Annotated in this window: 24 protein-coding genes; 12 read left to right on the top strand and 12 right to left on the bottom strand. The window is 74.0% G+C overall.

Annotated elements, in window-relative coordinates; translation table 11 throughout:
- Positions 1–50 precede the first annotated feature (50 nt).
- From ASD33_RS19845 to ASD33_RS19835, 3 genes are read right to left on the bottom strand one after another with little or no spacing between them, the layout of a single operon-like run.
- Positions 51–1,478, bottom strand: a complete 1,428-nt coding sequence (locus tag ASD33_RS19845; RefSeq protein WP_056561943.1) for a lipase maturation factor family protein — start codon at positions 1,476–1,478, stop codon at positions 51–53.
- A gap of 22 nt (positions 1,479–1,500) precedes the next feature.
- Positions 1,501–2,052 carry a DUF1990 domain-containing protein gene (locus ASD33_RS19840; RefSeq protein ID WP_056561940.1) on the bottom strand — a complete coding sequence of 184 codons (552 nt, stop codon included), beginning with the start codon at positions 2,050–2,052 and terminating at the stop codon, positions 1,501–1,503.
- Positions 2,049–2,939 (bottom strand): YndJ family protein, encoded by an 891-nt coding sequence (locus ASD33_RS19835; protein WP_056563071.1) that lies wholly within the window; start codon positions 2,937–2,939, stop codon positions 2,049–2,051. Before ASD33_RS19835 ends, ASD33_RS19840 begins: the two co-directional genes overlap by 4 nt.
- A 330-nt stretch (positions 2,940–3,269) precedes the next feature.
- On the opposite strand from ASD33_RS19835, the gene ASD33_RS19830 reads away from it, so the two are divergent.
- The 4 genes from ASD33_RS19830 (at position 3,270) to ASD33_RS19815 (ending at position 9,041) form a co-directional block, all read left to right on the top strand.
- Positions 3,270–4,499 (top strand): DUF6777 domain-containing protein, encoded by a 1,230-nt coding sequence (locus ASD33_RS19830; protein ID WP_056563068.1) that lies wholly within the window; start codon positions 3,270–3,272, stop codon positions 4,497–4,499.
- A 175-nt stretch (positions 4,500–4,674) separates the two neighbouring features.
- Positions 4,675–6,654: a SpoIIE family protein phosphatase gene (locus tag ASD33_RS19825; protein ID WP_242427158.1), complete on the top strand. Its 1,980-nt coding sequence runs from the start codon at positions 4,675–4,677 to the stop codon at positions 6,652–6,654.
- A 109-nt stretch (positions 6,655–6,763) separates the two neighbouring features.
- Entirely contained in the window at positions 6,764–8,116 is a 1,353-nt protein-coding gene (locus ASD33_RS19820; protein WP_056561937.1) for a wax ester/triacylglycerol synthase family O-acyltransferase, read from the top strand.
- Positions 8,117–8,168: 52 nt separating this feature from the next.
- Entirely contained in the window at positions 8,169–9,041 is an 873-nt protein-coding gene (locus tag ASD33_RS19815) for a DNA-formamidopyrimidine glycosylase family protein (RefSeq protein ID WP_056561935.1), read from the top strand.
- On the opposite strand, the gene ASD33_RS19810 is transcribed toward ASD33_RS19815, so the two are convergent.
- Positions 9,034–9,531, bottom strand: a complete 498-nt coding sequence (locus ASD33_RS19810) for a MarR family winged helix-turn-helix transcriptional regulator (protein WP_056561932.1) — start codon at positions 9,529–9,531, stop codon at positions 9,034–9,036. The two genes, ASD33_RS19815 and ASD33_RS19810, sit on opposite strands and share 8 nt — an antisense overlap.
- Positions 9,532–9,611: 80 nt before the next feature.
- Here ASD33_RS19810 and ASD33_RS19805 point away from each other — a divergent pair, with 80 nt between their 5' ends.
- The 5 genes from ASD33_RS19805 (at position 9,612) to ASD33_RS19785 (ending at position 16,101) form a co-directional block, all read left to right on the top strand.
- Entirely contained in the window at positions 9,612–11,750 is a 2,139-nt protein-coding gene (locus ASD33_RS19805) for an efflux RND transporter permease subunit (RefSeq protein ID WP_056561930.1), read from the top strand.
- 56 nt (positions 11,751–11,806) lie between these two features.
- Positions 11,807–12,559 carry a LytTR family DNA-binding domain-containing protein gene (locus ASD33_RS19800; protein ID WP_056561929.1) on the top strand — a complete coding sequence of 251 codons (753 nt, stop codon included), beginning with the start codon at positions 11,807–11,809 and terminating at the stop codon, positions 12,557–12,559.
- A 131-nt stretch (positions 12,560–12,690) separates the two neighbouring features.
- Positions 12,691–13,098 carry a hypothetical protein gene (locus tag ASD33_RS35830; RefSeq protein ID WP_056561927.1) on the top strand — a complete coding sequence of 136 codons (408 nt, stop codon included), beginning with the start codon at positions 12,691–12,693 and terminating at the stop codon, positions 13,096–13,098.
- 10 nt (positions 13,099–13,108) lie between these two features.
- Entirely contained in the window at positions 13,109–14,896 is a 1,788-nt protein-coding gene (locus tag ASD33_RS19790; protein WP_056561926.1) for a cation acetate symporter, read from the top strand.
- A complete protein-coding gene (locus ASD33_RS19785) occupies positions 14,893–16,101 on the top strand; it encodes a histidine kinase (protein WP_056561925.1) in 1,209 nt (402 codons plus the stop codon). The genes ASD33_RS19790 and ASD33_RS19785 overlap by 4 nt, the downstream gene beginning before the upstream one ends.
- A gap of 28 nt (positions 16,102–16,129) precedes the next feature.
- Here ASD33_RS19785 and ASD33_RS19780 read toward each other — a convergent pair whose 3' ends face one another.
- The 4 genes from ASD33_RS19780 to ASD33_RS19765 all read right to left on the bottom strand — a co-directional run bounded on the left by ASD33_RS19780 (position 16,130) and on the right by ASD33_RS19765 (position 19,991).
- Entirely contained in the window at positions 16,130–16,627 is a 498-nt protein-coding gene (locus ASD33_RS19780; RefSeq protein WP_056561923.1) for a hypothetical protein, read from the bottom strand.
- Positions 16,628–16,835: 208 nt separating this feature from the next.
- Entirely contained in the window at positions 16,836–18,914 is a 2,079-nt protein-coding gene (locus ASD33_RS19775) for a hypothetical protein (RefSeq protein WP_056561922.1), read from the bottom strand.
- Between the two features lie 101 nt (positions 18,915–19,015).
- Positions 19,016–19,429 (bottom strand): PaaI family thioesterase, encoded by a 414-nt coding sequence (locus ASD33_RS19770; RefSeq protein WP_056561919.1) that lies wholly within the window; start codon positions 19,427–19,429, stop codon positions 19,016–19,018.
- A gap of 4 nt (positions 19,430–19,433) precedes the next feature.
- Positions 19,434–19,991 carry a sigma-70 family RNA polymerase sigma factor gene (locus ASD33_RS19765; RefSeq protein WP_056561918.1) on the bottom strand — a complete coding sequence of 186 codons (558 nt, stop codon included), beginning with the start codon at positions 19,989–19,991 and terminating at the stop codon, positions 19,434–19,436.
- Positions 19,992–20,250: 259 nt separating this feature from the next.
- On the opposite strand from ASD33_RS19765, the gene ASD33_RS19760 reads away from it, so the two are divergent.
- A complete protein-coding gene (locus ASD33_RS19760; RefSeq protein WP_056561917.1) occupies positions 20,251–21,453 on the top strand; it encodes a CapA family protein in 1,203 nt (400 codons plus the stop codon).
- Between the two features lie 30 nt (positions 21,454–21,483).
- Here the strand turns inward: ASD33_RS19760 and ASD33_RS19755 are convergent, their stop codons facing one another.
- Positions 21,484–21,945, bottom strand: coding sequence for a universal stress protein (locus ASD33_RS19755; RefSeq protein WP_056561916.1), 462 nt, complete (start codon positions 21,943–21,945; stop codon positions 21,484–21,486).
- 105 nt (positions 21,946–22,050) lie between these two features.
- Between ASD33_RS19755 and ASD33_RS19750 the strand changes: the two genes are divergently transcribed.
- The gene (locus ASD33_RS19750; protein ID WP_242427108.1) at positions 22,051–22,908 is read left to right on the top strand and encodes a polysaccharide deacetylase family protein; all 858 of its coding nucleotides are present in this window, start codon (positions 22,051–22,053) and stop codon (positions 22,906–22,908) included.
- A gap of 144 nt (positions 22,909–23,052) precedes the next feature.
- Here the strand turns inward: ASD33_RS19750 and ASD33_RS19745 are convergent, their stop codons facing one another.
- A complete protein-coding gene (locus ASD33_RS19745) occupies positions 23,053–23,715 on the bottom strand; it encodes a class F sortase (RefSeq protein ID WP_056561914.1) in 663 nt (220 codons plus the stop codon).
- A gap of 435 nt (positions 23,716–24,150) precedes the next feature.
- On the opposite strand from ASD33_RS19745, the gene ASD33_RS19740 reads away from it, so the two are divergent.
- Positions 24,151–24,633, top strand: a complete 483-nt coding sequence (locus tag ASD33_RS19740; protein WP_056561913.1) for a hypothetical protein — start codon at positions 24,151–24,153, stop codon at positions 24,631–24,633.
- A 137-nt stretch (positions 24,634–24,770) separates the two neighbouring features.
- On the opposite strand, the gene ASD33_RS19735 is transcribed toward ASD33_RS19740, so the two are convergent.
- Positions 24,771–25,331, bottom strand: a complete 561-nt coding sequence (locus ASD33_RS19735; RefSeq protein ID WP_056561911.1) for a hypothetical protein — start codon at positions 25,329–25,331, stop codon at positions 24,771–24,773.
- A gap of 168 nt (positions 25,332–25,499) precedes the next feature.
- On the bottom strand, positions 25,500–26,264 hold the full coding sequence (locus tag ASD33_RS19730) for a DUF4239 domain-containing protein (protein ID WP_056561910.1): 765 nt from the start codon (positions 26,262–26,264) through the stop codon (positions 25,500–25,502).
- Positions 26,265–26,311 lie beyond the last annotated feature (47 nt).

The raw sequence follows: 26,311 nt of genomic DNA, 5'->3' as shown, positions 1-26,311 counted from the left end.
ACGTCACCCCGGTGCCCCCGGCCGCTCGCGGCGCGGGGGCACCGGCGCGTTCAGCGGGGCCCGCGCGCTACCTGCCGCAGCCGGGTCGGCGGCAGGTACTCCCGTACGGGCGTCCGGTGCCACCAGGCCCCGGTCGCGCGGAGCTCGCGCCAGGTCGTGTAGCGGTACCGGTACAGCCGGGCGCGGACGAAGACCGGCGGAGCCTCCGGGAACGGGTTGTGGGCCAGGAGCCGCAGGGTGTCCCGGTCGCCGTCGAGCAGCCGCTCGACGAACGGCCCGAACCACGCGCGCGCGTACCCGGGGCTGAGCGCCGCGAACCACATCAGCCAGTCGAGCCGCAGATGGTACGGGGCGAACTGCCGGGGCAGCCGGCGCGGATCCCCGGGCTTGCCCTTGAAGCCGTACTCCCGCCACACCGTGCCCGCGTGCGGCACCGGGTCGTCGGTGCCCTCGATCACGATCTCGTCCCTGATCCGGCCGACCGTGCCGAACGCCCCGTACGTGTTGACCAGGTGGTACGGGTCGTACGAGCGGTTCATCGCCTGGTTGCGGGAGAGCAGATTGCGCACCGGGCGGTAGCTCCGTACCAGCACGAACACGGTCAGCGCGACGACCACGACCACGTACCGGAGCGGCGGGTCCGGCCGTGGATGCGCGCCGGTGAGGGACGAGGCGTCCACGACGGACAGCGCGAGCACGATGGTGATCCAGTTCAGCCAGGCGAAGTTGCCCGAGAGCACCAGCCACAGCTGTGTCGCGACCATCAGCCCGGCCGCGACCGTCGCCACCGGCTGCGGGGTGAACAGCAGGAACGGCACGAACAGCTGGACGACGTGGTTGGCGGCCGCCTCCACCCGGTGCAGCGGGCGCGGGAGGTGGTGGAAGAACCAGCTCAGCGGGCCGGGCATCGGCTGCGTCTCGTGGTGGTGGTAGAGGCAGGTCAGGTCGCGCCAGCACCGGTCGCCGCGGATCTTGATGAGCCCGGCGCCGAACTCGACCCGGAAGAGCAGCCAGCGCAGCAGGAAGAGCACCAGGACGGGCGGGCCCGTGTCGTCGTTGCCGAGGAAGACAGCCAGGAACCCGGTCTCCAGGAGCAGCGACTCCCAGCCGAAGGAGTACCAGGTCTGGCCCACGTTCACGATCGACAGGTACAGCCCCCACAGCACCAGCCACAGCAGCATCGAGACCGGCAGCGGCACCGCGTCCCCGGCGCCCGCCACCAGCGCGAGCGCCCCCGCCGCACCCGACCAGGAGACCGTGGCGAACAGCCGGTCGGAGTAGCGCCAGTGGAACAGCGAGGGCGTGTGCCGCGCCCGGGTCCCCCGGACGTACTCCGGTACGGGAAGCATCCCGCGCTCGCCGATCAGCGCCCGGAACTGGAGGGCGGCCGACAGGAACGCCACGCAGTACAGCGCGGCGAGGCCCCGCTGGAAGACGATCCGGGCCAGCCACAGGTCCGGCGCCGTGAACCACTCCATCGCTTCCAGTATCGGTCCGGGATCAGCTCCTGACGAGACGCCGGAGAGTGCGGCCGAGATGGCGGGCGTAGGCGCGCTGGAGCACCGGGATCACGGGCCCGCCGAGCCGGGTGTACCAGGCGGCGGGGCGGCTGAACGCGGTGACCGTGAACCGGACCGTGCCGTCGGCTTCGAGGTCGATGACGAAGGACTCCTCGCCGCACTCAGGGTGGCCCGTGAGGGTGCCGTAGGCGAAGCCGGTGCGCCGCTCCTCGTACGCCGTCCAGATCACCGAGCAGGGCACGCCGAGCCGGAGCCGGCCGAGGCCCGCCGAGACCTCCAGGGTCACGCCGGGGGCGGCGCGGTCGGCCTCGGCGCTGACGGCCGCCCCGGAGGTGCGGTGCATCCGCCAGGTGGTGACGGCCGCGCCGGCGGCCTCGAAGGCGGCCCGGCCGTGGCCGACGACCGCGCTGTGCCGGAGGTGGTGATAGCCCTCGGGGAGCTCGGCGGGGGTCCGGGTGGCGCCGACCTCGCGGTAGCTGAGGGACGGGCGGGGACGGGCGGGGCGGGACAGGCTGCTGAGGAAGCGGGTCATGCCGGGAGCTCCGTTCGGGGGTGGGCCGTGGGGGAGGGGGCAGGGGCGGAGGTGGCGGGGGCTTCGCGTGCCGCGGCGAGGCGGCGGTGGGCGAGGAGGGCGCAGACGGTGAAGCCGAGGGCGTTGCCCAGGCCGTGGGTAGCCGCCGTCCAGGTCAGGCTGAGGTGCGGAAGGCCGGTCGCCTCGCCGAGGGCCCAGCTCAGCGCGAGGAGCATCGTGACGAAGAGGACCGTCGCCGAGACGGCGAGCAGTGCGCGGGTGATCCGGTCGGTGGCCCGGTCCCGGCGTTCGCGCAGGGTGAGGACGGCGACGGTGGTCATGCCGGCGGTGAGGACGACCGCCCCGGCGAGTTCGGCCCAGTCGTCGACGAAGTAGCCGAGCAGGACGAGCAGGGTCCCCGCGGGGACGCTCAGCGCCGCGAAGCGGGCGGCGCGGCCGTCGGTGAGGCGGCAGAGCAGCCCGGCGACCAGGGCGGCCGAGAACCCGGCGAAGTGGAAGTGCGGGACGGTCAGCGCGAGGATGTCCAGGTCGAAGCCGAACAGCGGGTACGAGGCCCGTTCGGCGACGAGGGCGAGTCCGGCCACCGAGGGCGCGACCAGGGCGGTGAGCACGGCCGCCTCCGCAGGGCGCAGCGAGCGGGTGAGGAAGAGCCTGGCCGGGGCCTGGACGGCGAGCGCCAGGGTGGCGAGGGCGTAGACCGCGGCGAGTGCGGTCGAGAGTCCGGAGCGCGGCAGCCACAGGGCCGCCGCGCCGGGGACGGCGAACAGCGGCCAGGCGCGCCGCAGCAGGTCGGCGCCCGGCGGCCGGGGGCCGTCCAGGAGCGCGAGCCCCGTCGGGACCACCCAGAACATGCCGATCGTGACCACCGAGGCGACGAGGACCGACAGTGCGGTCATGGTGCCCCTCCCCCTACTTGAACGCGTTCAACTTGGCGGCTCCGAGCCTAGGGGGTTTGTTGAACACGTTCAAGTCCTTGTTTCCGGTCGCTTACCCGGTCGGCCGCCCTCCGCTTGCGGTGCCCCGCGTGCTGCGACAGATATGAGGGACCGGCCGGAAGGACTGGCCGGAGGACCGGCCGGGACCCGGGCCCGGGAAGAGAAAGCGGGAGACATCAGGTGCGCTCAGCCCTCCGCCGGACGCGGCGAAACCCCACCGACGCCCGGGCACAGACGGGCGCCGGGGCACCGGCGCGCGCCTCCGCCCCGAGCCTCGCCGGCGTGTCCACCCGTACCGCCGCACGCTCCGCCGCCGCTCTGGCCGCCGCCCTGCTGCTGGCCGGCTGCTCCTCCGTCTGGGAGGGCTCGCGCGGCGGGGCCCAGCCCGCCGCGGCGGGTGGCGGTGGCGAGGACGTGTTCCTCCAGCCGCTCGCGGCGCAGGGGCCCGACCCGTTCACCGCCTCCACCGTCCGCAACGCCGTGCGGCCGCCCGCACCCGAACGCGATCCGAGAGAAACCGCCGAGCAGGTCCGCGAGGTCACCGGCTCCACCCCGGGGCTCTACGGAGGCACCCGGTCGGTCGGCAGCTGCGACGTCGAACGTCAGGCCGCGTTCCTCGGGGCCGACCAGGGCAAGACCCGCGCCTTCGCGGAGGCCGCGGGCATCCCCGAGAGCAACGTCGCCGGCTGGCTGCGCGGGCTGACCCCGGTGGTCCTGCGCGCGGACGTCAGGGTCACCAACCACGGCTACCGCGAGGGCCGGGCCAACGCCTTCCAGTCCGTCCTGCAGTCCGGTACGGCCGTCCTCGTCGACCAGTACGGCTCGCCACGTGTCCGCTGCGCCTGCGGCAACCCCCTGCGCACCCCGGCGGCGACCCCGTCCGGGGTCCACCGGGGCGACCCCTGGGACGATTTCGACCCCGACCGCGTGATCGTCGTCCGGCCCACGACCACCGTCGTCACGAGCCTGGTCATCGTGAACGCCACCGACCGCAGCTGGATCGAACGGCGGACCGGCAGCGATGGCCGCGAGGACCGCGAGCCCGCCGTGAAACCGGCCTGCGACCCCGACAGCTGCGCCCTCGCCGGGACCGGTACGCCCGACCCCGCCACGCCGGACACCGGCACCCCCGACACCACCGCCCCGGACCGCCGTACGTCCCCGGACCCCGCCTCCCCGATCTCGCCCGCGCCCGTGCCGTCCGCCCCCCTCCCGGTGAGCCCCGACGCCTCCGGGACCGGTGGCACCGGCACCGAACCGGCCCCCACGAACCCGGACCCGTACCCCGTCCCCGACACCCCGCCGACCCCGGACGGCAACCCGGACCGGAACCCCGACGGGAACCACGATCCCTCGGCGGACCCCTCTGCCGACCCTTACGCCGACCCCCGTACGGAACCCTTCCCCGACCCCTTCTCCATGCCGCCCACCGTCCCCGACGGCGAGCTGCCGCCGGACCAGCTCTTCCCGGCCGGACCGGTGCCGGACCGGCCGGAGACCTTCGAGGGGTGAAACGGATCTTCATGGTGCGCGCGGGCGGGGCTCCGCCTAGCGTGGCCCCATGAACGTGGGCAGTGGGGGCGGGGAGCCGGGCGAGCGGCCGGACGGTGCGGGGCCGGACGGCGCACGGCCGGGGCCGGTGACCGGCGCGGCCGGAATCCTGGCCGCCCACGGCTCCGTCTTCCGCATGGGCGGCTTCGACTGGGACCTGGTCGCCGGCACGATGATCATGGACGAGGCCTCGCTCGACGTCTTCGACATGGACCGGGCCGACTACGACGACCGGCCCGAGTCCCTCGGCTCGCGGGTGCTGCCCGACGAGGGCCGCCGCCTCGACACCCTGGTCGCCCAGGCGCTCAAGGACGGCAGCGAGGAGTACGGCGCCTACTTCCGCATCCGGCGCAGAGACGGCAGCCACCAGTGGACCCACACCCAGGGGCTCGTCCACCGCGACGGCACCGGCCGCCCGGTGCGCATCGTCGGCGTCGTCCGCGACGCCACGCACGAACTCACCGAGTCCGCCGCCCGGCTCGGCCTCGACGAGGGGCGCCGCAAGCGCGCCGGGGTCGTCGAGGGCACCACCGCGGCCCTCGCATACGCCCGGACCGTGCAGGACGTCATCGACCTGCTCAACGACTCGCACGCCCTCGAACACTTCGGCGCCGCGAGCCTCGTCATGGGTCTCCTCGACGCCGGCCGGATCCATCTGGTCGCCGAGGGCCCCGCCGGCGCCTTCGTGCCGGGCACCCGGTTCACCCGGGTGGACGAGCCGTACCCGATGAGCGAGGTGATCCGTACCCTGCGCCCCCGGTTCATCGACTCGGCGCGGGACTTCTCCGACTCCTTCCCCGTGCTCTGGCCGCACATCAGCGGACTCGGCATCACCGCCGCCGCCTATCTGCCGCTCATCGCCCAGGCCCGGCCCATCGGCGCGCTCGGGCTGCTCTACAGCGACAAGACGGGGTTCAGCGAGGACGAGCGGACGCTGCTCGTCGCCCTCGGCAGCAGCATCGCCCAGAGCCTCCAGCGCGCCATGCTGTACGAGCAGGAGCACGACCTGGCCGAGGGGCTCCAGCAGGCGATGCTGCCGCGCCGCATCCCCGAGGTGCCCGGCGCGCAGACCGCCGTCCGCTACCGCTCGGCCCGCCTCGGCAGGGACATCGGCGGCGACTGGTACGACATCATCCCGCTGCCCGGCGGGCGGGTCGGCGCCGTCATCGGGGACGTCCAGGGGCACGACACCCACGCCGCGGCCGTCATGGGACAGCTGCGGATCGTGCTGCGGGCCTACGCCGCCGAGGGGCACACCCCCGCCACCGTGATGGCACGCGCCTCCGTCTTCCTCCACGAACTCGACACCGAACGCTTCGCCACCTGCACCTACGCGGAGGCCGACCTCGGCACCGGCGTCGTCCAGGTGGTCCGCGCCGGCCATGTCGACCCCCTGATCAGGGAGCCGGACGGCTCGTGCCGGCGCGTTCCGGTGGAGGGCGGGCTGCCGCTCGGGCTCTCTGCCGAGTTCGGCCGGCTGGACTACCCGGTGACGACCCTGGAACTCGACCCCGGCCAGACCCTGATGCTCTACACCGACGGACTGGTGGAGAAGCCGGGCTCCGACCTCGACGAGGGCCTCCAGTGGCTCTCCGCCCTCGTCAGGCGAGGACCGGCCGACCTCCAGGAGCTCGCCGACCACCTGTGCGACGTGGTCGCCGACCGGGGCGGGGAGGACGACGTCGCGATCCTCCTCCTGCGCCGCCAGGGCGCGCCCGGGAGCCAGGGGGCGGGCCGGTTCCAGCAGCACGTGGCGCAGAGCGACCCCGAGGCGCTCAGCTCGGCCCGGCACATGATCAGGGCGGCGGTACGCGCCTGGGGCGCGGGGGAGCGCGCCGACGAGATCGAACTCGTCGCCGACGAGCTGATGACCAACGCCCTGATGCACACCGACGGCGGGGCGATCGTGACCCTGCGCGTGCTGGGCGGGCCCCGACGCCGGCTCCGGGTGGAGGTGGAGGACCGTTCCAGCGCCCTGCCCCGGCGGCGGGAGGCTGGGGAGGCCGGAGTGTCGGGCCGGGGGCTGCTGCTCGTCGACCAGCTCTCCGACGCGTGGGGCGTGGAGTCGCGGGGCGGTGGCAAGTGCGTGTGGTGCGAATTCACCGTGGAGCACTGAAGCTGTTAACCGAGTGTGAACTGATCGTACTTGACCGTAACTGACGGTACGCGATTGACTTCGCTCACCCGGCTCTCCGCGCAGGACAAGCGCAGGACAAGAGGACACCGTGAGCAGTGAGCTACTGGCACCCCTGGACCTGGCCTTCTGGCACCTGGAATCCCCCGCCCACCCCCTGCACCTCGGGGCCCTGGCCCACTTCGGCCCGCTGCCCGCGACCGCCGGGCAGGAGCCGGCGGACGTCCTGGGCCTGCTCGCCCGCCGCGCCGCCGCCGTCCCCCGGCTCCGCATGCGTGTCCGCGACGTCCTGCTCCCCGTCGGCGGCTCCGCCTGGGCCGCCGACCCGGACTTCGACGTACGCCGCCACGTCCACGAGGTCGCCCTCCCCGGCGCCGACTTCCCGGCCGAGGCCGCCCGGCTCGCCGCCGAACTCATGGAACGCCCCGTCGCCCGAGGCCTGCCGCCCTGGGAGATGTACCTGCTGAGCGGCGCCCCCGACGGCTCCTTCGCCGTCCTCGTCAAGCTCCACCACGCCCTCGCCGACGGCATGCGGGCGGTCGCCATCGGCGCCGGGATCTTCGACGAGATCGCCGCGGGACGCCGCCCCGCGAGCCGCCAGCGGCCGGTCCCGCCGCGCTCCTGGCTCCCCGGCCCCGGACGGCTCCTCGGCATGGCCCGCGACCGGATCGGCGACCTCGGCCGGGCCGTCGAGGTCGGTGCCTCCGTGGTCGGCGCCTCCGTCGTCCGCGCCGGACGCCTCGACGGGCGCCCCGCCCTCGCCGCCGAGTCGAGCGGCACCCGCAGGATCGCCACCGTCACGCTGCCCCTCGACCGCGTCCACCGCATCCGCCGCGCCACCGGCGGAACCGCCAACGACGTCCTTCTCGCCCTCGTCGCCGGAGCGCTCCGCCGCTGGTTCGACGGGCGCGGGCTGCCCTTCCCCGGCGCCGACCCGCGCGCCCTCGTCCCCGTCTCACGGCGCCGCCCGGGCACCCCGCCCGGCCCCGGCAACAGCCTCTCCGGCTACCTCCTCGACCTGCCCGTCACCGAGCCCGAACCGGCCGCCCGGCTCGCCGCCGTCCGTGCCGCCATGGACCGCAACAAGGCCGCGGGACCCTTCCGGGGCGCCGGAGCCGTCGCCCTCCTCGCCGACCGGCTGCCCCCGCTCGCCCACCGCTTCGGCGCGCCCCTCGCCTCCGGCGCCGCCCGGCTCCTCTTCGACCTGCTCGTCACCCAGGTCCCGCTGCCCCGCTCCGCGCTCTCCCTGGGTGGGGCCCCGCTCCGCGCGCTGTTCCCCATGGCCCCGCTCGCCCGGGGCCAGTCCCTGGCCGTCGCGATGTCCCCGTACGGCGGCCAGGTCCACATCGGCCTCGTCGCCGACGGCGAGGCCGTCCCCGACCTCGACGCCCTGGCCACCGCCCTCACGGCCGAACTCGACCTGCTCGACCCGCCGACGAGCTAGGTCGTGACGCGCTGCGCGCGCGGCCCCGCCGCCGGTGCGGCAGGGTGGAGGCATGCCCGAACTCCCCGAGGTGGAAGCGCTGCGCGCGTTCCTCGACACCCACCTGGTGGGCAAGGAGATCGCCCGTGTGCTGCCCGTCGCGATCAGCGTCCTCAAGACGTACGACCCGCCCCTGAGCGCCGTCGAGGGCGCCCAGGTCACCGCCGTCGGGCGGCACGGGAAGTTCCTCGACCTCGTCACCGCGGGACCCGCCGGCGAACTCCACCTCCTCGTCCACCTCGCCCGCGCGGGCTGGCTCCGCTGGCAGGACCCGCTGCCCTCGGGGCCGCCCAAGCCCGGCAAGGGCCCGCTGGCCCTGCGCACCGCGCTCACCGGCGGCGACGGCTTCGACCTCACCGAGGCGGGGACCACCAAACGCCTCGCCGTGTACGTGGTCCGTGACCCGCGGGAGGTGCCGGGTGTCGCCCGCCTCGGCCCCGACCCGCTCGCCGAGGACTTCGGGCCCGAGGACTTCGCCGCCCTGCTCGCCGGTGAACGCCGCCGGATCAAGGGCGCCCTGCGCGACCAGAGCCTCATCGCCGGGATCGGCAACGCGTACAGCGACGAGATCCTGCACGCCGCGAAGACCTCCCCCTTCAAACCGACCGCGAACCTCACCCCGGAGGAGACGGCCGCCCTCTACACGGCGATGCGCACGACCCTCCACGAGGCCGTCGAACGCTCCCACGGCCTCGCCGCGGGCAGGCTCAAGGCGGAGAAGAAGAGCGGCCTCCGCGTCCACGGCCGCACCGGCGAACCCTGCCCGGTCTGCGGGGACACCATCCGCGAGGTCTCCTTCAGCGACTCCTCGCTCCAGTACTGCCCCACCTGCCAGACCGACGGGAAGATCCTCGCCGACAGAAGGCTTTCCCGGCTTCTCAAGTAGCCGGGGCCCACCCCTCGTGCGCGGCGGCCAGTTCGGTGTTGAGCGTGCGAAGGAAGGAGGCGATCGTCGCGAGCTCCGCGGGCGTGAAGCCGCTGCGCGCGCTCTCGGTGGCGCGCGCCAGGGGGCTGAAGTAGTCGCGGGCCAGTTCGCGGGCCTCGGCGTTGTAGACGAGGTGGACGACTCTGCGGTCCGCGCTGTCGCGTACACGGCTGATGTGCCCTGAGCGTTCCAGCCGGTCGAGGCATGCCGTGACGGCCCCGGACGTCAGGCGCAGCTCTTCCTTGAGTCGCGTGGGAGTCGCGGGCTCGTCCGAGTCGGCGGCGGAATCCATGATCACGGACAGCGCGTGGATGTCCGTCGCGTGGAGGCCGCTCCGGTGGGCGAAGTCCAGCGTGCTCCGGTTCAGCTCACGGTTGAGCGTGCGGAGCAGGACGGCGTACGCGAACAGGTCGCTGGGCCCGTCGGTGGCGTCCGGTGAGGGTGACTGCATACGTCAATCATAATATTGCTCGATCATTGAGATACTCTCTCCTTGAGATACCTCTATTGGCCTGCCCCGTTAGGGAGTCGATGAACAGCGCGCGCGGACCCGTCCGATGGCTGGTCCCCCTCGTACTCGTGGTTGTCTGGCTCGGCCTGGGAGGAGCCTTCGGCTCCTACGCGGGCAAGCTCGGCGAGGTCTCCACGAACGACCAGGCGGCCTTCCTGCCGCAGAACGCCGAATCCACCCGGGTGATCGCCCAGCAGAAGGCCTTCCACCAACAGGAGACCCTCCCCGTCGTCGTCGTATGGACCGCCGACGGGGACGCCGACGTCTCGGAAGCCCAGCAGAAGGCGGCCACCGCCGCGCTGCGTGCGCTGGCGAACACCGAAGGGGTCGACGGGGCGCCGTCGCCCGCATTCCGCTCCGAGGACGGAAAGGCCCTGCAGGGCGTCGTACCCCTCTCACCCGGCCTCGGGGACCGGCTCGGCGAGGTGCTGGACGAGGTCGAGCGCGCGGCGGCCGGCGTGCCGGGCACGCGGGCCCAGCTCGCCGGGCCCGCGGCGACCCAAGGGGATCTGGGCGAGGCGTTCGCGGGAATCGACGGACTTCTGCTCGGCGTGGCGCTGGCCGCCGTCCTGCTCATCCTGCTGCTCGTCTACCGCAGCGTCCTGCTCCCCTTCCTGATCATCATCAGCGCGGTCTTCGCCCTCGGGGTCGCCGGCGCGATCGTGTACGTCCTCGCCGACCACGACATCGTCCGCGTCGACGGCCAGGTCCAGGGCATTCTGTCCATCCTGGTGATCGGCGCGGCCACCGACTACGCGCTCCTCCTCACCGCCCGCTTCCGCGAGGAGACCGCCGCCGGCCATGACCGCTTCACCGCCGCCCGGGCCGCCACCCGAGGATCCTTCGGTGCCATCACCGCCAGCGCCGCGACCGTCGCGCTCGGCCTCCTGGCCCTCCTCCTCAGCGACCTCACGAACAACAGGGCCCTCGGGCCGGTCGGCGCGATCGGCATCGTCTGCGCCGTGCTCACGACGCTCACGTTCCTCCCCGCCGTCCTCGCCCTGACGGGCAGGGCCGCCTTCTGGCCGGCGAAGCCGAAGTCGGCCGACGCCGAGACGGGCGGCCACGGCATCTGGCGGCGCGTCGCCCACCGGGTCGACGCCCGCCCCCGACAGCTGTGGATCATCACCACGGGCTTCCTGCTCGCCGGTGCGGCGTTCTTCCCCGCCCTCCAGTCCAAGGGCGTTCCCCTGGACGAACTGTTCGTCAACGACGCCCCGTCCGTCGCCGCTCAGCAGACACTGGGCCGGCACTTCCCCGGCGGCTCCGGCCAGCCCGCGGTCATCATCACCGAAGCCGGATCGCAGGCCGCGGTGCGCGAAGCGGCGGCCGCCACACCCGGAGTCGCCGACGTGCGGGTGACCACCGGCACCCCCGGCGGGCAGCCCCTGGTCGTCGACGGCAGGGTCCGCCTCGACGCCACGCTGGCCGACGCCCCCGACAGCGACGCCGCCAAGCGGACCGTCCAGAACCTGCGCGAACGCGTGCACGCCGCCGAAGCGAACACCCTGGTGGGCGGCTACACGGCGCAGCAGTTCGACACACAGCGCACCGCGGAACACGACAAGAACCTGATCATTCCCGTCGTCCTGGCCATCATCCTCGTCATCCTGATCGTCCTCCTCCGGTCCCTGCTCCTGCCCGTCCTCCTGGTCGCCACCGTCGGCCTGAACTACCTGGCGACGCTCGGCATCGCGGGACTGGTCTTCGAGCACGGCTTCGGATTCTCCGGAACGGACGCCTCCGTCCCCCTGTACGGATTCGTCTTCCTCGTGGCCCTCGGAGTCGACTACAACATCTTCCTCATGTCCCGCGTCCGCGAGGAGACCCTGCGGCTGGGCACCCGGCAGGGCATGCTGCGCGGGCTCATCGCCACCGGCGGGGTGATCACGTCGGCGGGAGTGGTCCTCGCCGCGACCTTCGCGGCCCTCATCGTCATCCCGCTCGCCTTCCTGGCCCAGATCGCCTTCATCGTCGCCTTCGGCGTCCTCCTCGACACGATCGTGGTGCGGTCGCTCCTGGTACCCGCTCTGGTCCGCGACATCGGCCCGACGGTCTGGTGGCCCGGCCGACTCGTCCACGAAGGCCCCGACAAGGACCCGGACCCGGCCACGACCGGTACGAGGACCGCCGGCCAGGAGGGGAACCTCGCCCGCTAGGAACACCCCAATCCGCGACGGCACCCGGCCCGTCGGGCTCAAATAGACTGCGGCGCATGCTGCGCGTACTGGCCGTCGACGACGAGGAACCCGCCCTCGGGGAGCTGCTCTACCTGCTGCGCGCCGACCCCCGCGTCCGTACCGCCGAAGGCGCGGGCGACGCCACCGCCGCCCTCCGCAGGATCGGACGCGCGCTGGAGACCGGCCCCGAGGGCGAGGAGGCGATCGACGTCGTCTTCCTCGACATCCACATGCCCGGCCTCACCGGACTCGATGTCGCCCGGCTGCTCGCCGGCTTCGCCAGGCCGCCGCTCGTCGTCTTCGTCACCGCCCACGAGGGCTTCGCCCTCCAGGCCTTCGACCTGAAGGCGGTCGACTACGTCCTCAAGCCCGTCCGCCGCGAACGCCTCGCCGAAGCCGTCCGCCGCGTCCACGACCTCGTCCACGCCACCGCGCTCCCCGCCCCCGCCGCCGCGTCCGAGCAGATCCCCGTCGAACTCGGCGGGATCACCCGCTTCGTCGCCGTCGACGACATCGCCTACGTGGAGGCCCACGGCGACTACGCCCGCCTCCACACCGACCACGGCAGCCATCTCGTCCGCATCCCCCTCTCCACCCTCGAAGAACGCTGGGCCACCCGCGGCTTCGTCCGCATCCACCGCAGCCACCTCGTGGCCCTCGCCCGGATCGACGAGCTCCGGCTCGACGGCGGCGCCACCTCCGTACGGGTCGGCGACACCGATCTGGCGGTCAGCCGCCGGCACGCCCGCCCGCTGCGGGACCTCCTGATGCGCCGGGCCGGCGGCTGACCGCGCCCCCGCTCCACCCCCTACCGCGGGTGCTCCCACCTGCGTAGACTCCACGCGTCCCGGGCCCCCGGGCCAGGAGGGACACTCCGGAAACTGCCCAGGGCCGCCACCGCCGACGGAAGCGGACGCCGATGCCCGAGCAGCACCCGCCCCCGTCCTCCGGCCGGGGAGAACCCCCGCGCAGACCCCGCCGCGAGACCGTCACCTACGCCTCCGCCCACGGCGGCGGCCCCGGCCCCGCGCGGCGACGTCCGGTCCACCCGCCCGCCCGCTCCGAGATCGACGAGCAGACCACCCTCGGCCACACCTACGTCCGCTCCCTGATGCGCAGCCAGCTGCGGGCCGCCCTCACCGCCCTCGGCGCGCTCGCCCTGCTCGTCGGCTCCCTGCCGCTGGTCCTCGCCGTCCCCGCCCCCGAGGCGTTCGTCTGGATCGTCCTCGGCGTCGGGGTGTACCCGGTCGTCTGGGCCATCGCCCACTGGTACGTGCGCCGCGCCGAACGCAACGAGCGCGACTTCACCCGCCTCGTCGAACGCTGAACCGCCACCCGTGAACCAGACCTACGCCGTCGCGGCCGTCACCGCCGTCGTCCTCGCCACCGTCCTCATCGGCGCCCTCGGCCTGCGCGTCTCCCGCACCACCTCCGACTTCTACGTCGCCTCCCGCACCGTCCGGCCCGCGCTCAACGCCGCCGCGATCAGCGGCGAGTACCTGTCCGCCGCCTCCTTCCTCGGCATCGCCGGACTCGTCCTCGTCCAGGGCCCCGCCATGCTCTGGTACCCGGTCGGCTACACCGCCGGATACCTCGTCCTCCTCGTCCTCGTCGCCGCCCCGCTGCGCCGCTCGGGGGCGTACACCCTCTCCGACTTCGCCGAGGCCCGCCTCGAGTCCCCGCAGGCCCGCAGGCTCGCCAGCCTCTTCGTCGTCGGCATCGGCTGGCTGTACCTGCTGCCGCAACTCCAGGGCGCGGGCCTCACCCTGGAGATCCTCACCGGAGCCCCCGACTGGGTCGGCGGGCTGCTCGTGGCGCTCGTCGTCACGGGCACGGTCGCCGCCGGAGGGATGCGGAGCATCACCTTCGTCCAGGCCTTCCAGTACTGGCTGAAACTCACCGCCCTGCTCGTCCCCGCGCTCTTCCTGCTCGCCGCCTGGTACGGCGACGGGGCGCCCAGGGCCCGCTTCGACGCCCCGGCCGTGCTGCGCGGCCACACCGTCGTCACGGTCGCCGACACCGTACGCATCGGGCTGGACGAACCGCTCACCCTCACCGTCACCGGCAGCGTCGACTCCGTCCCCTACGCACACCGGACCCTGACGCTCGCCCCCGGCACCCACCACGTCCTCGCCGGCACCTCGCTCGCCTTCGCCCCCGGTACGCCGCTCCCCGAGCGGGCCGTGAGCGGCACGGATCCGCTCGGCTGGTCCCAGCCGCTGGCCGGCGGACGCGACGGCCACCAGCTGTACGCCACCTACGGGCTGATCCTGGCGACCTTCCTCGGCACCATGGGCCTCCCGCACGTCGCCGTCCGCTTCTACACCAGCCCGCACGGCCGCGCCGCCCGCCGCACCACCCTCGTCGTCCTCGGCCTGGTCGGCGCCTTCTACCTGCTGCCCCCGCTCTACGGCGCCCTCGGCCGGATCTACGCCCCCGAACTCGCCCTCACCGGCTCCGCCGACGCGGCCGTGCTCGTCCTGCCCGACCGCATCCTCGGCGGCCTCCTCGGCGACCTGCTCGGCGCGCTCCTCGCGGGGGGCGCCTTCGCGGCCTTCCTCTCCACCGCCTCCGGGCTCACCATGTCCGTCGCCGGCGTCCTCACCCAGGACGTGCTGCCCTCCCGGGGCGTACGGCACTTCCGCCTCGCGACCCTCCTCGCCACCGCCGTCCCGCTCGCGGTGGGCGTGGCCGCCTCGAAGGTGCCGGTCGCCGACGCCGTGGGCCTCGCCTTCGCCGTGTCCGCCTCCTCCTTCTGCCCGTTGCTCGTCCTCGGCATCTGGTGGCGGCGGCTGACCCCGCCCGGTGCCATGGCCGGACTGCTGCTCGGCGGCGGCTCCGCCCTCGCGGCCGTGATGGCGACCAGGGCCGGGCTCGCGCCCGAAGGGTGGCCGCACACCCTGATGGCCTGGCCGGCCGTCTGGTCGGTGCCGCTCGGATTCCTCACCATGGTCCTCGTCTCGCTCGCCACCCCCCGCCGGATCCCACCCGGCACACCGGCCCTCCTCGCCCGCCTCCACCTGCCGGAGGAGATCACCGGACGGGCGGGCGAGGCCGCCGGCCTCCTTCCCGCCCAGGACCCACGGGCCCCCGCCCCGGGCGGTCCTCCGGAGGTGCGCCGGTGAACGGCATCGTCCTCGCCGCCGCGACCGCCGCCGGGGCGGTGCTGCTCGCCGTCGGCTTCGTCCTCGGCCGGTACGCCGCCCGGCGCGGCGGACGCGCCGCCGACCCCGACCTCGGCACTCCCGTCGAGCGGGCCACCTTCCACACCCTGCACACCGCCTCGCTCGCCGCCCCGCCGCTCCGGGCCGGACTCACCGAGGAGACCGCCCGCAAGGCCGCGGGGACCCTTCGCTCGCTGCTCGGCACGGAGGCGCTCTGCCTCACCGACCGGGGCGCGGTCCTCGCCTGGGACGGGCCCGGCGAGGAACACCACCGGGCGCACGTCCCTCAACAGGCGGCCGACACCCTGGAGTCGGGACGCAGCCGGTCCGCGCCCACCGGCTGCGCCGACCCGGCCTGCCCGCTGCGCTGGGCGGTGATCGCCCCGCTCACCGGGGAGGACGGGGTGCTCGGCGCGCTCGTCGCCTACGGCTCGCGGGAGTCGGCCGTCCTGGTGCGGGCCGCCACCGAAGTCGCCCGCTGGGCCTCCGTGCAGCTGGAACTGGCCGAGCTGGACCGCTCGCGGACCCGGATCGTCGAGGCCGAGATCCGTGCACTGCGCGCCCAGATCTCCCCGCACTTCATCTTCAACTCCCTCGCGGCCATCGCCTCGTTCGTCCGCACCGACCCCGAGCAGGCCCGGGAACTCCTCCTGGAGTTCGCCGACTTCACCCGCTACTCCTTCCGCAGGCACGGCGAGTTCGCCCAGCTGGCCGACGAACTGCGCTCGGTTGAGCAGTACTTGGCGCTGGCGGGGGCGCGCTTCGGCGACCGGCTCAAGGTGACGCTCCAGATCGCCCCCGAGGTGCTTCCGGTGGCGCTGCCCTTCCTCTGCCTCCAGCCCCTGGTGGAGAACGCGGTGAAGCACGGCCTCCAGGACCGGGAGCGGGGCTGCCGGGTCACCATCGCCGCCCGGGACGCGGGCGCGGAGGCCGTGGTGACCGTCGAGGACGACGGCATCGGCATGGACCCGGAACTGCTGCGGGCGGTCCTGCGCGGGGAGCATCCGGCGGGCTCGGGCATCGGCCTCTCCAACGTGGACGAGAGGCTGCGCCAGGTGTACGGGGCGGAGTACGGGCTCGTCATCGAGACGGGTGTCGGGGCGGGCATGAAGGTGACCGTGCGCGTCCCCAAGTACCGTCCGGGCGTGCACCGTTCGGTACCCTGACCGGCCCGGGCCCTGCTCCGGAGGCCGCTCAGCGCAGATGCAGCGAGAGATGCGCGAGCGGCAGGCCGAGCTTCCAGGCGGGAAGCCAGATCTGCTCGTCCTCGTCGACGGGGGACTCGGGGTCGGCCCTGCCGTCGAGGTCGGCGGCGCGCACCCAGGTGTCCCGCAGGCTCCGCCAGGCGGTCTCGGCGAGCGCCAGGTCGGGGGTGCCGCCACCGGCCGTACGCCGGGCGGCGAGCCGCTCCTCGACCCAGGGCGGCCAGGGCCGGTCGTACGCCGTGTGGCGCAGCCACTCGTCGGTCCGCCCGTCGGCCCGGCCGCCCCTCGGCCCATCGGGCTCCTCCACGAGGTGGACGGTGAGGGCGAGCGCCTGGAGTCCCGCCCGGTACTCCAGCGAGCCGGGCGCCACGAGCGCGGCGGCCCGCAGCACCTCGTCGGCCAGGTACTCGGCGCACAGCCAGGCCATCGGTACGGCGAGACCGCCACCGCTCGTGCCGCCGGCGCCGTTCGTACTCTCGGGCAGCAACGCTCCCACCTTCTCCCGGAGATCGGGGACCCGGATGTGCGGGACCCGGGGAGAGCTTCCTCCGAGAAGGGCGCCCGCGTGTCCCGCTTTGCTCAACTCGCCCGTGTGGTTTCGGATACGTTTCCCGGCCGGATCGGTACCGGTGGTGCGGATGAGGTGTACGGGTCCCGGAGCGGCGTCCGAGGTCCGGCCGGGCCGGTCGGCGCCGCTACGAAGGGACCTCGGCGGTGTGCCGCTCGATCCAGGCCAGGGCCGCCGCCCGCTCGGCCCCGGTCGGCGCGGGGGCCAGCGCTTCCGGGCTGCGGACCAACTGGTGTGCGCGGGCGGCCCGCAGGCCGATCGCACGGGCCTCGGGGGAGAGGTCCGGGTGCTCGGCGACCTCCACGGCGCGCTGCCACCAGCCGCGGGTGCGGGAGCAGACGCTGTAGTGCCAGAGCGGCTGGCGCGGGTCGGCCACCCCGATCAGCACCCGGTGCAGGACGTGGTCGGGCGCGTGGCCGGTGCCGAGCAGCCGGTCGGCCACGAGCAGCGGATGCTCGCCGTCGAGGCGGGCCCGGACCAGTACCCAGGTCATCAGCTGGCCCACGTCGTGCGCCTGCGCGGTGACGAGCTTCCACAGCTCGGCGGCCTTGGCCTCGTCCGGGGCGCCGAGGTGGGTGAGGGGGCGCAGCTCGTCCTTCCAGAGCGGCCGGGCCCTGTTCCACCAGGAGACCAGCTTCGCCGCCGCCGGATGGTCCAGGTCGAGGGCGAGACAGGTGAGGGTGACGAGGGGGTGGCGCCAGTCGGTGTACGTGGTCCGGTACTTCTTGGTGAGGTCCTTCATCCGGCGGGGCACCAGGGCCTCGACCTCGGCCGGCCCGGCTTCGCCGTGGGAGACCAGGAGTTCGAGGCAGAAACCGAGCCCCTGCAGGTCGGTCGCCGGGTCGGCCACGCGCTCCCGCAGCCAGCGGATGTCGGCGTCGGTGAGCGTCCGGTACCGCGGCAACGCGTCCCTCAACCTGCCCTCGTAGGCGGTGAGATCGGGGCCGGTGCCGGCGAGGAGTTCCTCCCGGGCGGCGTCGTGGCGGTCCAGGAGGGCCAGCGCCTCGGCGACGGCGACGCCGGCGAGCTCGGAGCGGTCCGGCCGGAGCGCCTCCTCCCGCAGGACCCCCACCTGGTCGCGGGCCGCGTCGGCGGCGAGCACGCGCAGGGCGCGCGGAAGCCGTTCGTCGGTGCTGAAGCGGACCGAGGCGAGGGCGGAGTGGGTCCGGCCCTCGCGGTACTTCGCGCCTGTCTCCCGTCGCCAGTCGGCCGTGACGTTCGAGACCAGCGCCTGGTGCAGCGCGCGCAGGGAGTCCTCCGGCGCGTCGTGCGCGGCCAGTTCGGCGGCGAGGGCGACCGCGGCCCGTACCGCGTCGGGCTCGTGGAGCGACCGGTGCAGCACCAGCCAGGCGCGGACCGCGCCCCGGTCGCCGCCGAGCGCGGTGTCCCGTACGAAGGCGAGACCGCGCGCGGACGGCACCCGGGACAGCACATCCGACGTCCGGGACCCGAGGGCGGCGGCCAGCTCCCACGCCTGCTCGTCGCCGTGGCGCAGCAGTGCGTGGAGCACCTCCTTCCAGCCCTCCCACTCGCGGAGCCGCCCGTCGCACTCCTCCCGCCAGGCGTGCAGCAGCCGTGCGGTCTCGTCGGGCGTCAGCGCGTCCCGACGCTCCAGGGAGACCGCGAACCGGGTCGCGGCGGAGAGGTCCAGGGGGTCGCGCAGCCGCTCGTGGAGCCACTCGGCCTCGGCCGGGGACAGCGGCCGGTACCGGAAGTCGGGGGTGCTGCGGTCCACCGGCTCGTCGAGCGCTCCGAGGAACTGGCGGACGCCGTCGTGGTCCAGGGGGTCGGGCAGGCCCGCCTCGTCCCGGTGGGTGATCCGGTCGAGCGAGAACGCGCCCTGCGGCCCGCGGTCGACGACCCGGAACCCGGCCGGTCCCTCGCCCAGCCCGGCGGCGACCGTGGCGTGGTCGCCGCCCCAGTGCAGCAGCAGCTCGCCGGTGAGCGCGCCGGTGCGGTCGAAGGCCCGCCCGTGGGACTGCCAGTGCCAGTACGCGAAGGAGGTGGGGTCGGTGAGCCCCCGGGTCGCCCGCAGTTCGGCGGCGTCCTCGTGCCCGTCGGACTGGGTGTAGCGGCTCCGGCCCGGCGGCGGCAGCACGAGGAAGCCCTCGCCGCCGAGCCCCCGCCACCAGGCCGTGACGGCGGCGAGGTCCGAGTGCGCCGTCGGCGTACGGCCACCGGCCGGGGCGGTGTCGGGGCTGTTCACGTGCTGCTCCCTGGGAGTTCCGGGGCTTCGTCGCGGACGGGATCTCCCGTCCGCGGTTCACCCTGCCACAGGGGTACGACAGCCCGGCGGCCGTCGGTTCGTCAGCCGAGCAGCGCGTACACGGCGGTCGCGTGGGCGGCCGTCTCCTCGGTTCCCTCGGCGGTCATGGTGATGTCGGCGAAGGCCATCCGCTTCCCCGTCTTGGTGAGCCGGGCCCGCACCAGCACATCGGCGCCGACGACCGCCCGCTGGAAGCTGATGGACTGCTGGACGGTGGTCATCGGTACGAAACCGCCCCGGGACGCGGCGACCGCGACGACCGTGGCGGTGTCGGCGGCGGCCATCAGCGCCTGTCCCGAGAGCCCGCCGCCCTCCCGGGCGAGCCGGTCCGACCAGGGGAGCCGCAGCACGGCCTCCTGGCCGTCGACGGCGGCGACCGTGAGGCCGAGATCGAGCACCCAGGGGGCGAAGTTGTCGGCGAGCAGCTGTTCCGCGGCGGCGATCGTCAGAGTCACGCGGTCATTGTGCGGCCCCGGCGTGGGGCCGGGCAACGGGTGCGCGGCGCGGCCGGTAGCCCGGCAGCGACCGGCCGAGCTGGCGCAGCGCGTAGTGGGACCGGGACTTCACCGTGCCCGCGGGGATGCCGAGTTCGACGGCGGCCTCGTTGACGGTGAGGCCGTGGAAGTAGAGCCGGACGAGGACCGCGCGGTGCTCGGGGCTCAGCTCGCGGACCGCCGCCCGCACGTCGAGGGCCGCCTCGGCGGAGGCGGTGGCGTCGGCGGGGTCGGGGGTGACGGCGAGGACGCCGTCGCCGATCTCGGCGGGCCGGGCGAGGCGTGAGCGCCGGGCGTCGATGGCGAGGCGCCGGGCCACGGTGAAGAGCCAGGGGCGCATCGACCCGTAGGGGCCGTCGAAGGCCTCGGGGTGGAGCCAGGCCCGTACCAGGGTCTCCTGGGCGAGGTCCTCGGCCCGCTGGCGGTCCCCGTAGGTGAGCCCGAGCAGGAAGGAGAGCAGTGCGGGGCCGTGGTCCCGCTGGAGCTCCTCGAGGGTCCGTTCGTCGGTGGTCGCCGTCGTCATGCTTCCCGCCTCTCCCGCGCTCGTCGTCCGGGGCGTATACGAGCGCATCCGGAAGAGCCGGCGACAGAGAACGGACACCGGTCTGCGACGAACGGTCGCACCGAGCGGCGAACGGCACGGCGAGCGGTCAGCCGGAGTCACTGCGTCCGTTTCAGCGGGGTTCGTGGGCTTGTGCGGCCTTGACCCTTGACTGGGGCTTTCCCGAGAGATCAATTCGTGTGAACACATGTTCATCCCACGAATCGGGGGAGTGCCGCACATGACCTCACGTTCGAGACCCGCGGCGGTGGCGGCCCTCGCCGCCGTCCTGCTCGCGGCGGCGACCGGCTGCGCCGGGGGGCCCGCTCCGACCGGCGGCGCCCCCACCTCCCAAGCCGCGCGGACGGGCCCCGCCGCCCCGACCGCGGCCCCCGGCGGCGCCTCCGCGCCCACCGGGTTCACCCTCGTCGCCTCCGGAGACGTCCTCCCGCACGACTCGATCATCCGCCGGGCCGCGGAGGACTCCGAGGGCGACGGCTACGACTTCGCCCCCATGTTCGCCGGGGTGAAGTCCGTCGTCTCCGGCGCCGACCTGGCCATCTGCCACATGGAGACCGTGTACGGGAAGGACGGCGGGCCCTACACCGGATACCCCGCGTTCAAGTCGCCCCCCGAGGTCGCCGCCGCGCTCAAGGCCACCGGCTACGACTCCTGCTCCACCGCCTCCAACCACACCCTGGACGACGGCGCGGACGGCCTCGGCCGCACCCTGGACGCCCTCGACCGGGCCGGCGTACGGCACGCCGGATCGGCCCGTACGGCGGCGGAGGCGGCGAAGCCCACCCTGCTCAAGGCCGGCGGTGCCACCGTGGCCCAGCTCGCCTACACGTACGACACCAACGGCTATCCGCTGCCCGAGGGGCAGCCCTGGGCGGTCCAGCTGCTCGACGAGCGGAAGGTGATCGCCGACGCGCGCGCCGCCCGCGCGGCCGGCGCCGACGTGGTCGTGGTCAGCGTCCACTGGGGCACCGAGTGGCAGACCGAACCCGACGAGCGGCAGCTCTCCCTGGGCCGCGCGCTCACCGCCTCGCAGAGCGGTGGACGCCCCGACATCGACCTGATCATCGGCACCCACGCCCATGTCCCGCAGGCGTACGAGAAGGTCAACGGGACCTGGGTCGTCTACGGGATGGGGGACCAGATCGCCGGGGACATGATCAACCACGAGGGCGCGTTCGACCCGCGCGGCAACCAGGGCAGCATCGGCCGCTTCACCTTCGCCCCGCCCCGGACCCCCGGCGCGCGCTGGGAGGTCACCCGGGCCGAGTTCGTGCCCCAGTGGTTCGACACCGGCCGCGGCCGGGTGGTGAACCTCGGCGCCGACGACGGGACCTCGCAGAACCGGTCGGACATCCGCGACACGATCCGGCAGGTGGTGCTCAGCAGGGGCGCGGCCGGGGACGGGCTGGTGATGGGCAAGTAGCCCTGCCACGCCCCGCGGCAGGGCGGCCGGTCACGGTACGACGGTGACCGGCCAGCGGCCCGCCTTCACCAGCCGGACCGCCACCGAGCCCATGAACCGGTGTCCCGCCGACTCGGAGGCGCCCACCACCACGGCGTCCGCCTTCAGCTCCCCGGCCGCCTGGACCAGGCCCGCGTAGGCGTCGCCCCGGAAGGTGTGGAACTCCCACCGGATCCGCCAGAGGTCCTTCACCCGCTCGGCGGAGGTCCGGATCTCCGCCACGAGCCCTTCCGCGATCTCCTCCGTGGTCCCGCTCAGGGCCACGCCCATCGCCGCCCCCGCCGCGATCACCGGCTGGACGTACACGAGCGCGAGCAGCGCGTTCTGGCGCCGGGCGAGCCCCGCCGCGTACGCCGTCGCGCGCAGGGAGGAGGCGGAGCCGTCGACCCCCGCCATGATCACTTTCGGGCCGTCGGTACCGCGTTCGAACCGGCCGGGCTGCTGTTCGGTCACCCCGGGAGGCTATCGGCTCATCGAGTGCTTTCGGACGGGTGGCCGGTGTCGGTGAGCTGCGCGGACCCCCATCCGTACGAACCATTGGTCATGAAAAACGATCAGATGCCTCAGGGGCGTCGGGCGGTGCTGCGGCTCGCCGCCGCCCTCGGGGCCACCGTCACCGTCGGAGCCCTCGCGGTGGACCGGCTCTCCGGCCCCGAACCCGCGGCCCCCGGCGCCGCGCCCCCGTCCCGCGGCGGAGGCTCCGGAGCGGGTCCGGCCGCCGGACCCCAGGCGCAGGCCGCGCGGCTGCGCCCCAGCTCGTACCGGCTCCAGCCGATGACCGCGTACGCGCCCCCGGCCTTCCGGCGCGCGGTCCCGCCGGTGCGGCAGCGGCCCTTCCTCAGCATGTCCGGCGTCGGCCGGTCCATGGTGCTGACCTTCGACGACGGGCCGGACCCGCGCTACACCCCGGCCATCCTGGAGACCCTGCGCCGGCACGACTGCCGGGCGATGTTCTTCGTCTGCGGGGAGATGGCCGTCGACAACCAGGACCTGCTGCGGGAGATGGCCGCGGACGGGCACGTCGTCGGCAACCACTCCTGGTCCCACCCCCTGATCCCCAAGCTGCGGCCCTCCCGCATCCGCGACGAACTCGGCTCCACCAGCGAGGTCGTCGAACGGGCCCTGGGGGCGGCGCCGCTCTGGTACCGCGCCCCCTACGGGGCGTGGAACCGGCACTCCTTCGAGATCGGCGCCGAACTCGGCATGGAGCCGCTGGCCTGGACCGTCGACACCCTGGACTGGACGGAGCCCGGCACCGACACCATCGTCCGCCGCGCCGTCGACGGCGCCGCCCCCGGCGCGGTCGTCCTCTCCCACGACGCCGGCGGCAACCGCTCGCAGAGCGTCGCGGCCCTCCGCCGCTATCTGCCCGAACTCCTCGACGCGGGCTACCAGATCACCGTTCCCCGACGCTGAGGAAGGGGCGCGTACGGGAGGCCCCGCGCGTACGGGAGGCCCCGCGCTCACGGGAGGCCCTGCGCGTACGGAAGGCCCGGCGACGCGGGTACGGCAAGGGCCCCGGCACCCTGAGGTGGCGGGGCCCTTGCCGTCGTGGCCGGACTAGCGGGAGGCCACCATGCGGGCGTACACGACGACGTTGCCGTCGTAGCCACGCGCGCGCGTGTAGCCGCCGCCGCAGGTGATGACGCGCAGCTCGGGCTGGCCGGTGTCGGCGTAGACCTGTACGCCGGGGAAGTCGTTCTTCGAGTAGACCTCGACCCCGTAGATCTCGAAGACGGCGATCCGGCCGTCGTACCGTTCGACCTCGATGTGCTGGCCCTTCTCCACGGAACCCAGGCCGTAGAAGACCGCCGGACCCTTGGCGTTGTCGACATGGCCGACGATTACCGAAGTGCCGCGCTGGCCGGGGGAGATGCCGTTCTGGTACCAGCCGGCGAGGTTGGTGTCCTCGGGCGGCGGGGCGGCCACCCAGCCGTCCGCGTCCAGGCCCACGTCCATGATCGGCGCGGCGACCTGGATCGCCGGGATCCTGATCCGGGAGGCCGGCGCGAAGGTCAGCGGCTCCAGGCCGTCGCTCGCGCCGGGCGGGGGCGGGGTGACGGGCCGGGCCACCGGGCGGGCGGCCGCGGCGGGCTGCGGGGGGCCGAGCGCGACATCCACGCCGTTGCGCATCATCGCGAGCCCGGACAGCATGGCGAGGGCCAGGACGCCCCAGGGTTGGCGTCTCCTGCGCTCGAAGACGCGGAAGTCCTTCGCGGGCATGGTTCTCCCTTCATGGCGTCGTCAGAACGGTAGATCCGGGCTGACGGACCGTCACCCCGGGCGGTCCGAACGGGTGGGGGAGGCCACCGGACGGGTGCGGGAGGCCGCCGGGCGGGACCCGGGGACCCCGCGTGGCGGCCCTGTCGGCGGAGGCCTTCCGGGTGCGGGCCGGACCGGCCCGCCGACTCACTGGCCGTGACAGGTGGGTGACAGGGCGCTGACCCATCCGAGTAATCGTCAGATAAGCAGCCCAGATGGCCCTGACCTGCGGTTCCGTCCACTTCAGGGGGGCGATTCCGGGCGTGTCGCCTCACCGGGGTGGACCAGTGCCGACATGCACAGCTCGCCCCGGCTTGTGATGGTTCGTCATGGAAGGCGTACTCGTCGAAACTCCCGGAGCACCGCTTTGGGGCGTCTTCCACTGGAGGTTCAACCATGCGTGCTGCACGCACTCTGGCGGTGACCGCCACCGCAATCGCGGCGGTCGGGCTCGCGGCCCCCCTCGCCGTCGCCACCAACGGTCCGAGCAACGTCACCGTCAACCCCTTCGACGTCCACGCGGGGTCGACGATCACGATCACCGCCAAGGGGTGCGGTCACGGTGGCACGGTGACGTCCAACGCCTTCCCCGAGACCAGCCTCTCGGTCAACTCCAACGGGCTCTCCAGCGCCATCGCCCGTGTCCACAACAACGCCACGCCGGGCAGCTACAACCTCGCCGTGAAGTGCAGTGACAACTCCGCGGTGGTCACCCACCCGTTCCGCGTCCTCCCGGGCCGCGGTGCACAGGGCGGTCTCGGCGGTTCGCTCGCCCCCAGCTCCACCGAGATGGCCGTCGGCGGCAGCCTGGTCGCCGCCGCCGCGCTCGGCGGGGGGCTCTTCATCGCCCGTCGTCGTCGTATGACCGGTGTGGTCTGACCGGCCGAACCTCCCGGTCGGCCCGCAACGCCCGTCGCCCCCGAGTCCCCGCAGGGACCCGGGGGCGACGGGCGTCCGGGTTCCCTGGGGGACCCGGACGGGACACCCGTCGCTCCGGTCCGGCGCACGCCGTCGCCTCAGTGGCGGCGGGTGCGGGCGGAGCGGCGGCGCAGCACGTACGCGCCACCGGTGGCCGCGGCCAGGACGAGCGCCGCACCGGCGGCCAGCTCGACCGGGTCGAGCCCGTCGCCCATCGAGCCGCCGAGACCGCCCCGCACCCCGCGCGGGGGAGTGAGCACGGTGGAGCTGATCGTCGGCGTGGCCGTGGGGATGCCGCTGACCGTCAGGGCGACGGTGTCCTGCTCGCCGCCCGTGCAGTTGAAGGACACCGTGTACACGGCCCCGCGCCGGGCGTCCTGGTCCACGGTGGCGGTCACCGCAGAGCCGGGGGCGATGGTGACGGTGTCGAAGATGCCGGCCGACGCCGTGGCCGTACTGGCGCAGCCGGGCGCGCTCAGCGTCACCCGGCCGCCCGGGGCCACCAGCGAGGGCGACACGACGAAATCGCCCGGTGCCTTGGCCCGTGCCATCCGCGGGTTCGGTGCGGGGGCACCGTCCGCCGCGAAGGCGGCGGGGGCGGCCAGGGCGAGGGCGGCCGCCCCCAGCAGGGCAGTGGACGCGGCACGTATCGCGCGCATGGTGAATCCTCCGGGTCCCGAGGGGCAGCCGCGGAAGGGGGTTTCCGCCAAAGACCGTGCGTACACCTCGATGCCCGAAACGCTAGGAGCGCACTACCACAGCCGCGATCCCAGACGTGCGAATGGGGCACCGTTGTCCCCCGTGCGGCCCACTCCGTGCGGCTCGCGTCACCCGGTGACCTGCGGGAACAGGTCGACGAACGGCGCGGCGGTGGCCGAGATGCCCCGGCCGAACGGCGCGTCGAAGTCCCAGATGAGGAACAGCAGGAACGCGATCAGCACACTGAAGAGCCCGGCGAGCAGCAACTCCCGCCCGGTCCTGCGGATCTGCAGGGTGAAGATCAGGCCGACCGTCACCAGGGCGCCGACGATCAGGCCGAACCACACCACCCCCGGCATGGTCTCCCCGGCGTTCTGTCCGCGGGCCCCCCGGGCGTCGTCGGCCAGCGTGACCTGGTCGACCAGCGGCTGGTAGGCCTGCCCCTCGAAGTCATTGGCCGGCTGGTAGTCGGTGACGCTGCGCCGCACCCGTTCGAGCAGCGCGGTGCCCTCGTCGCTCAGCTCGCCGTGCTCGCTCATGTAGGTCCACTCGTCGTTGACCACGTACGAGACGTACGCGTCGACGTCGGCGCGGATGCGGGCGCGGACGTCCTGCGGGTAGACCTCCACGCGGGCGGAGATCTCGTGCATCGCCTGGGCCTCCTGCCGCACGGTCTCCTGGGCGGCCCCGCGGGCCTCCCAGACGCCGGCGATGGCCAGACCGAGGACGATCGCGTAGATCACGCCGATCATCATCGTCATGTACTCGATGACGTCGGGGGTCTCGCTGGGGTCGTCGTCCTCGGGGATGCGGCGGTTGTTGATGACGACGATGGCGAGGACGACGGCGCACGCGGCGGCCATCGCAAGGGTGAGAACGAGCCATTCAGACATGGAGATCCTTCAGCGGGATACGGCGGGACGAGGGGACGTCGGGACGG

This window comes from Streptomyces sp. Root1304, assembly GCF_001426405.1.
Classification (GTDB): Bacteria; Actinomycetota; Actinomycetes; order Streptomycetales; family Streptomycetaceae; genus Streptomyces.
Note: the sequence above shows the minus strand (reverse complement) of the source record. Positions and strands in the feature narration are given on the sequence as shown.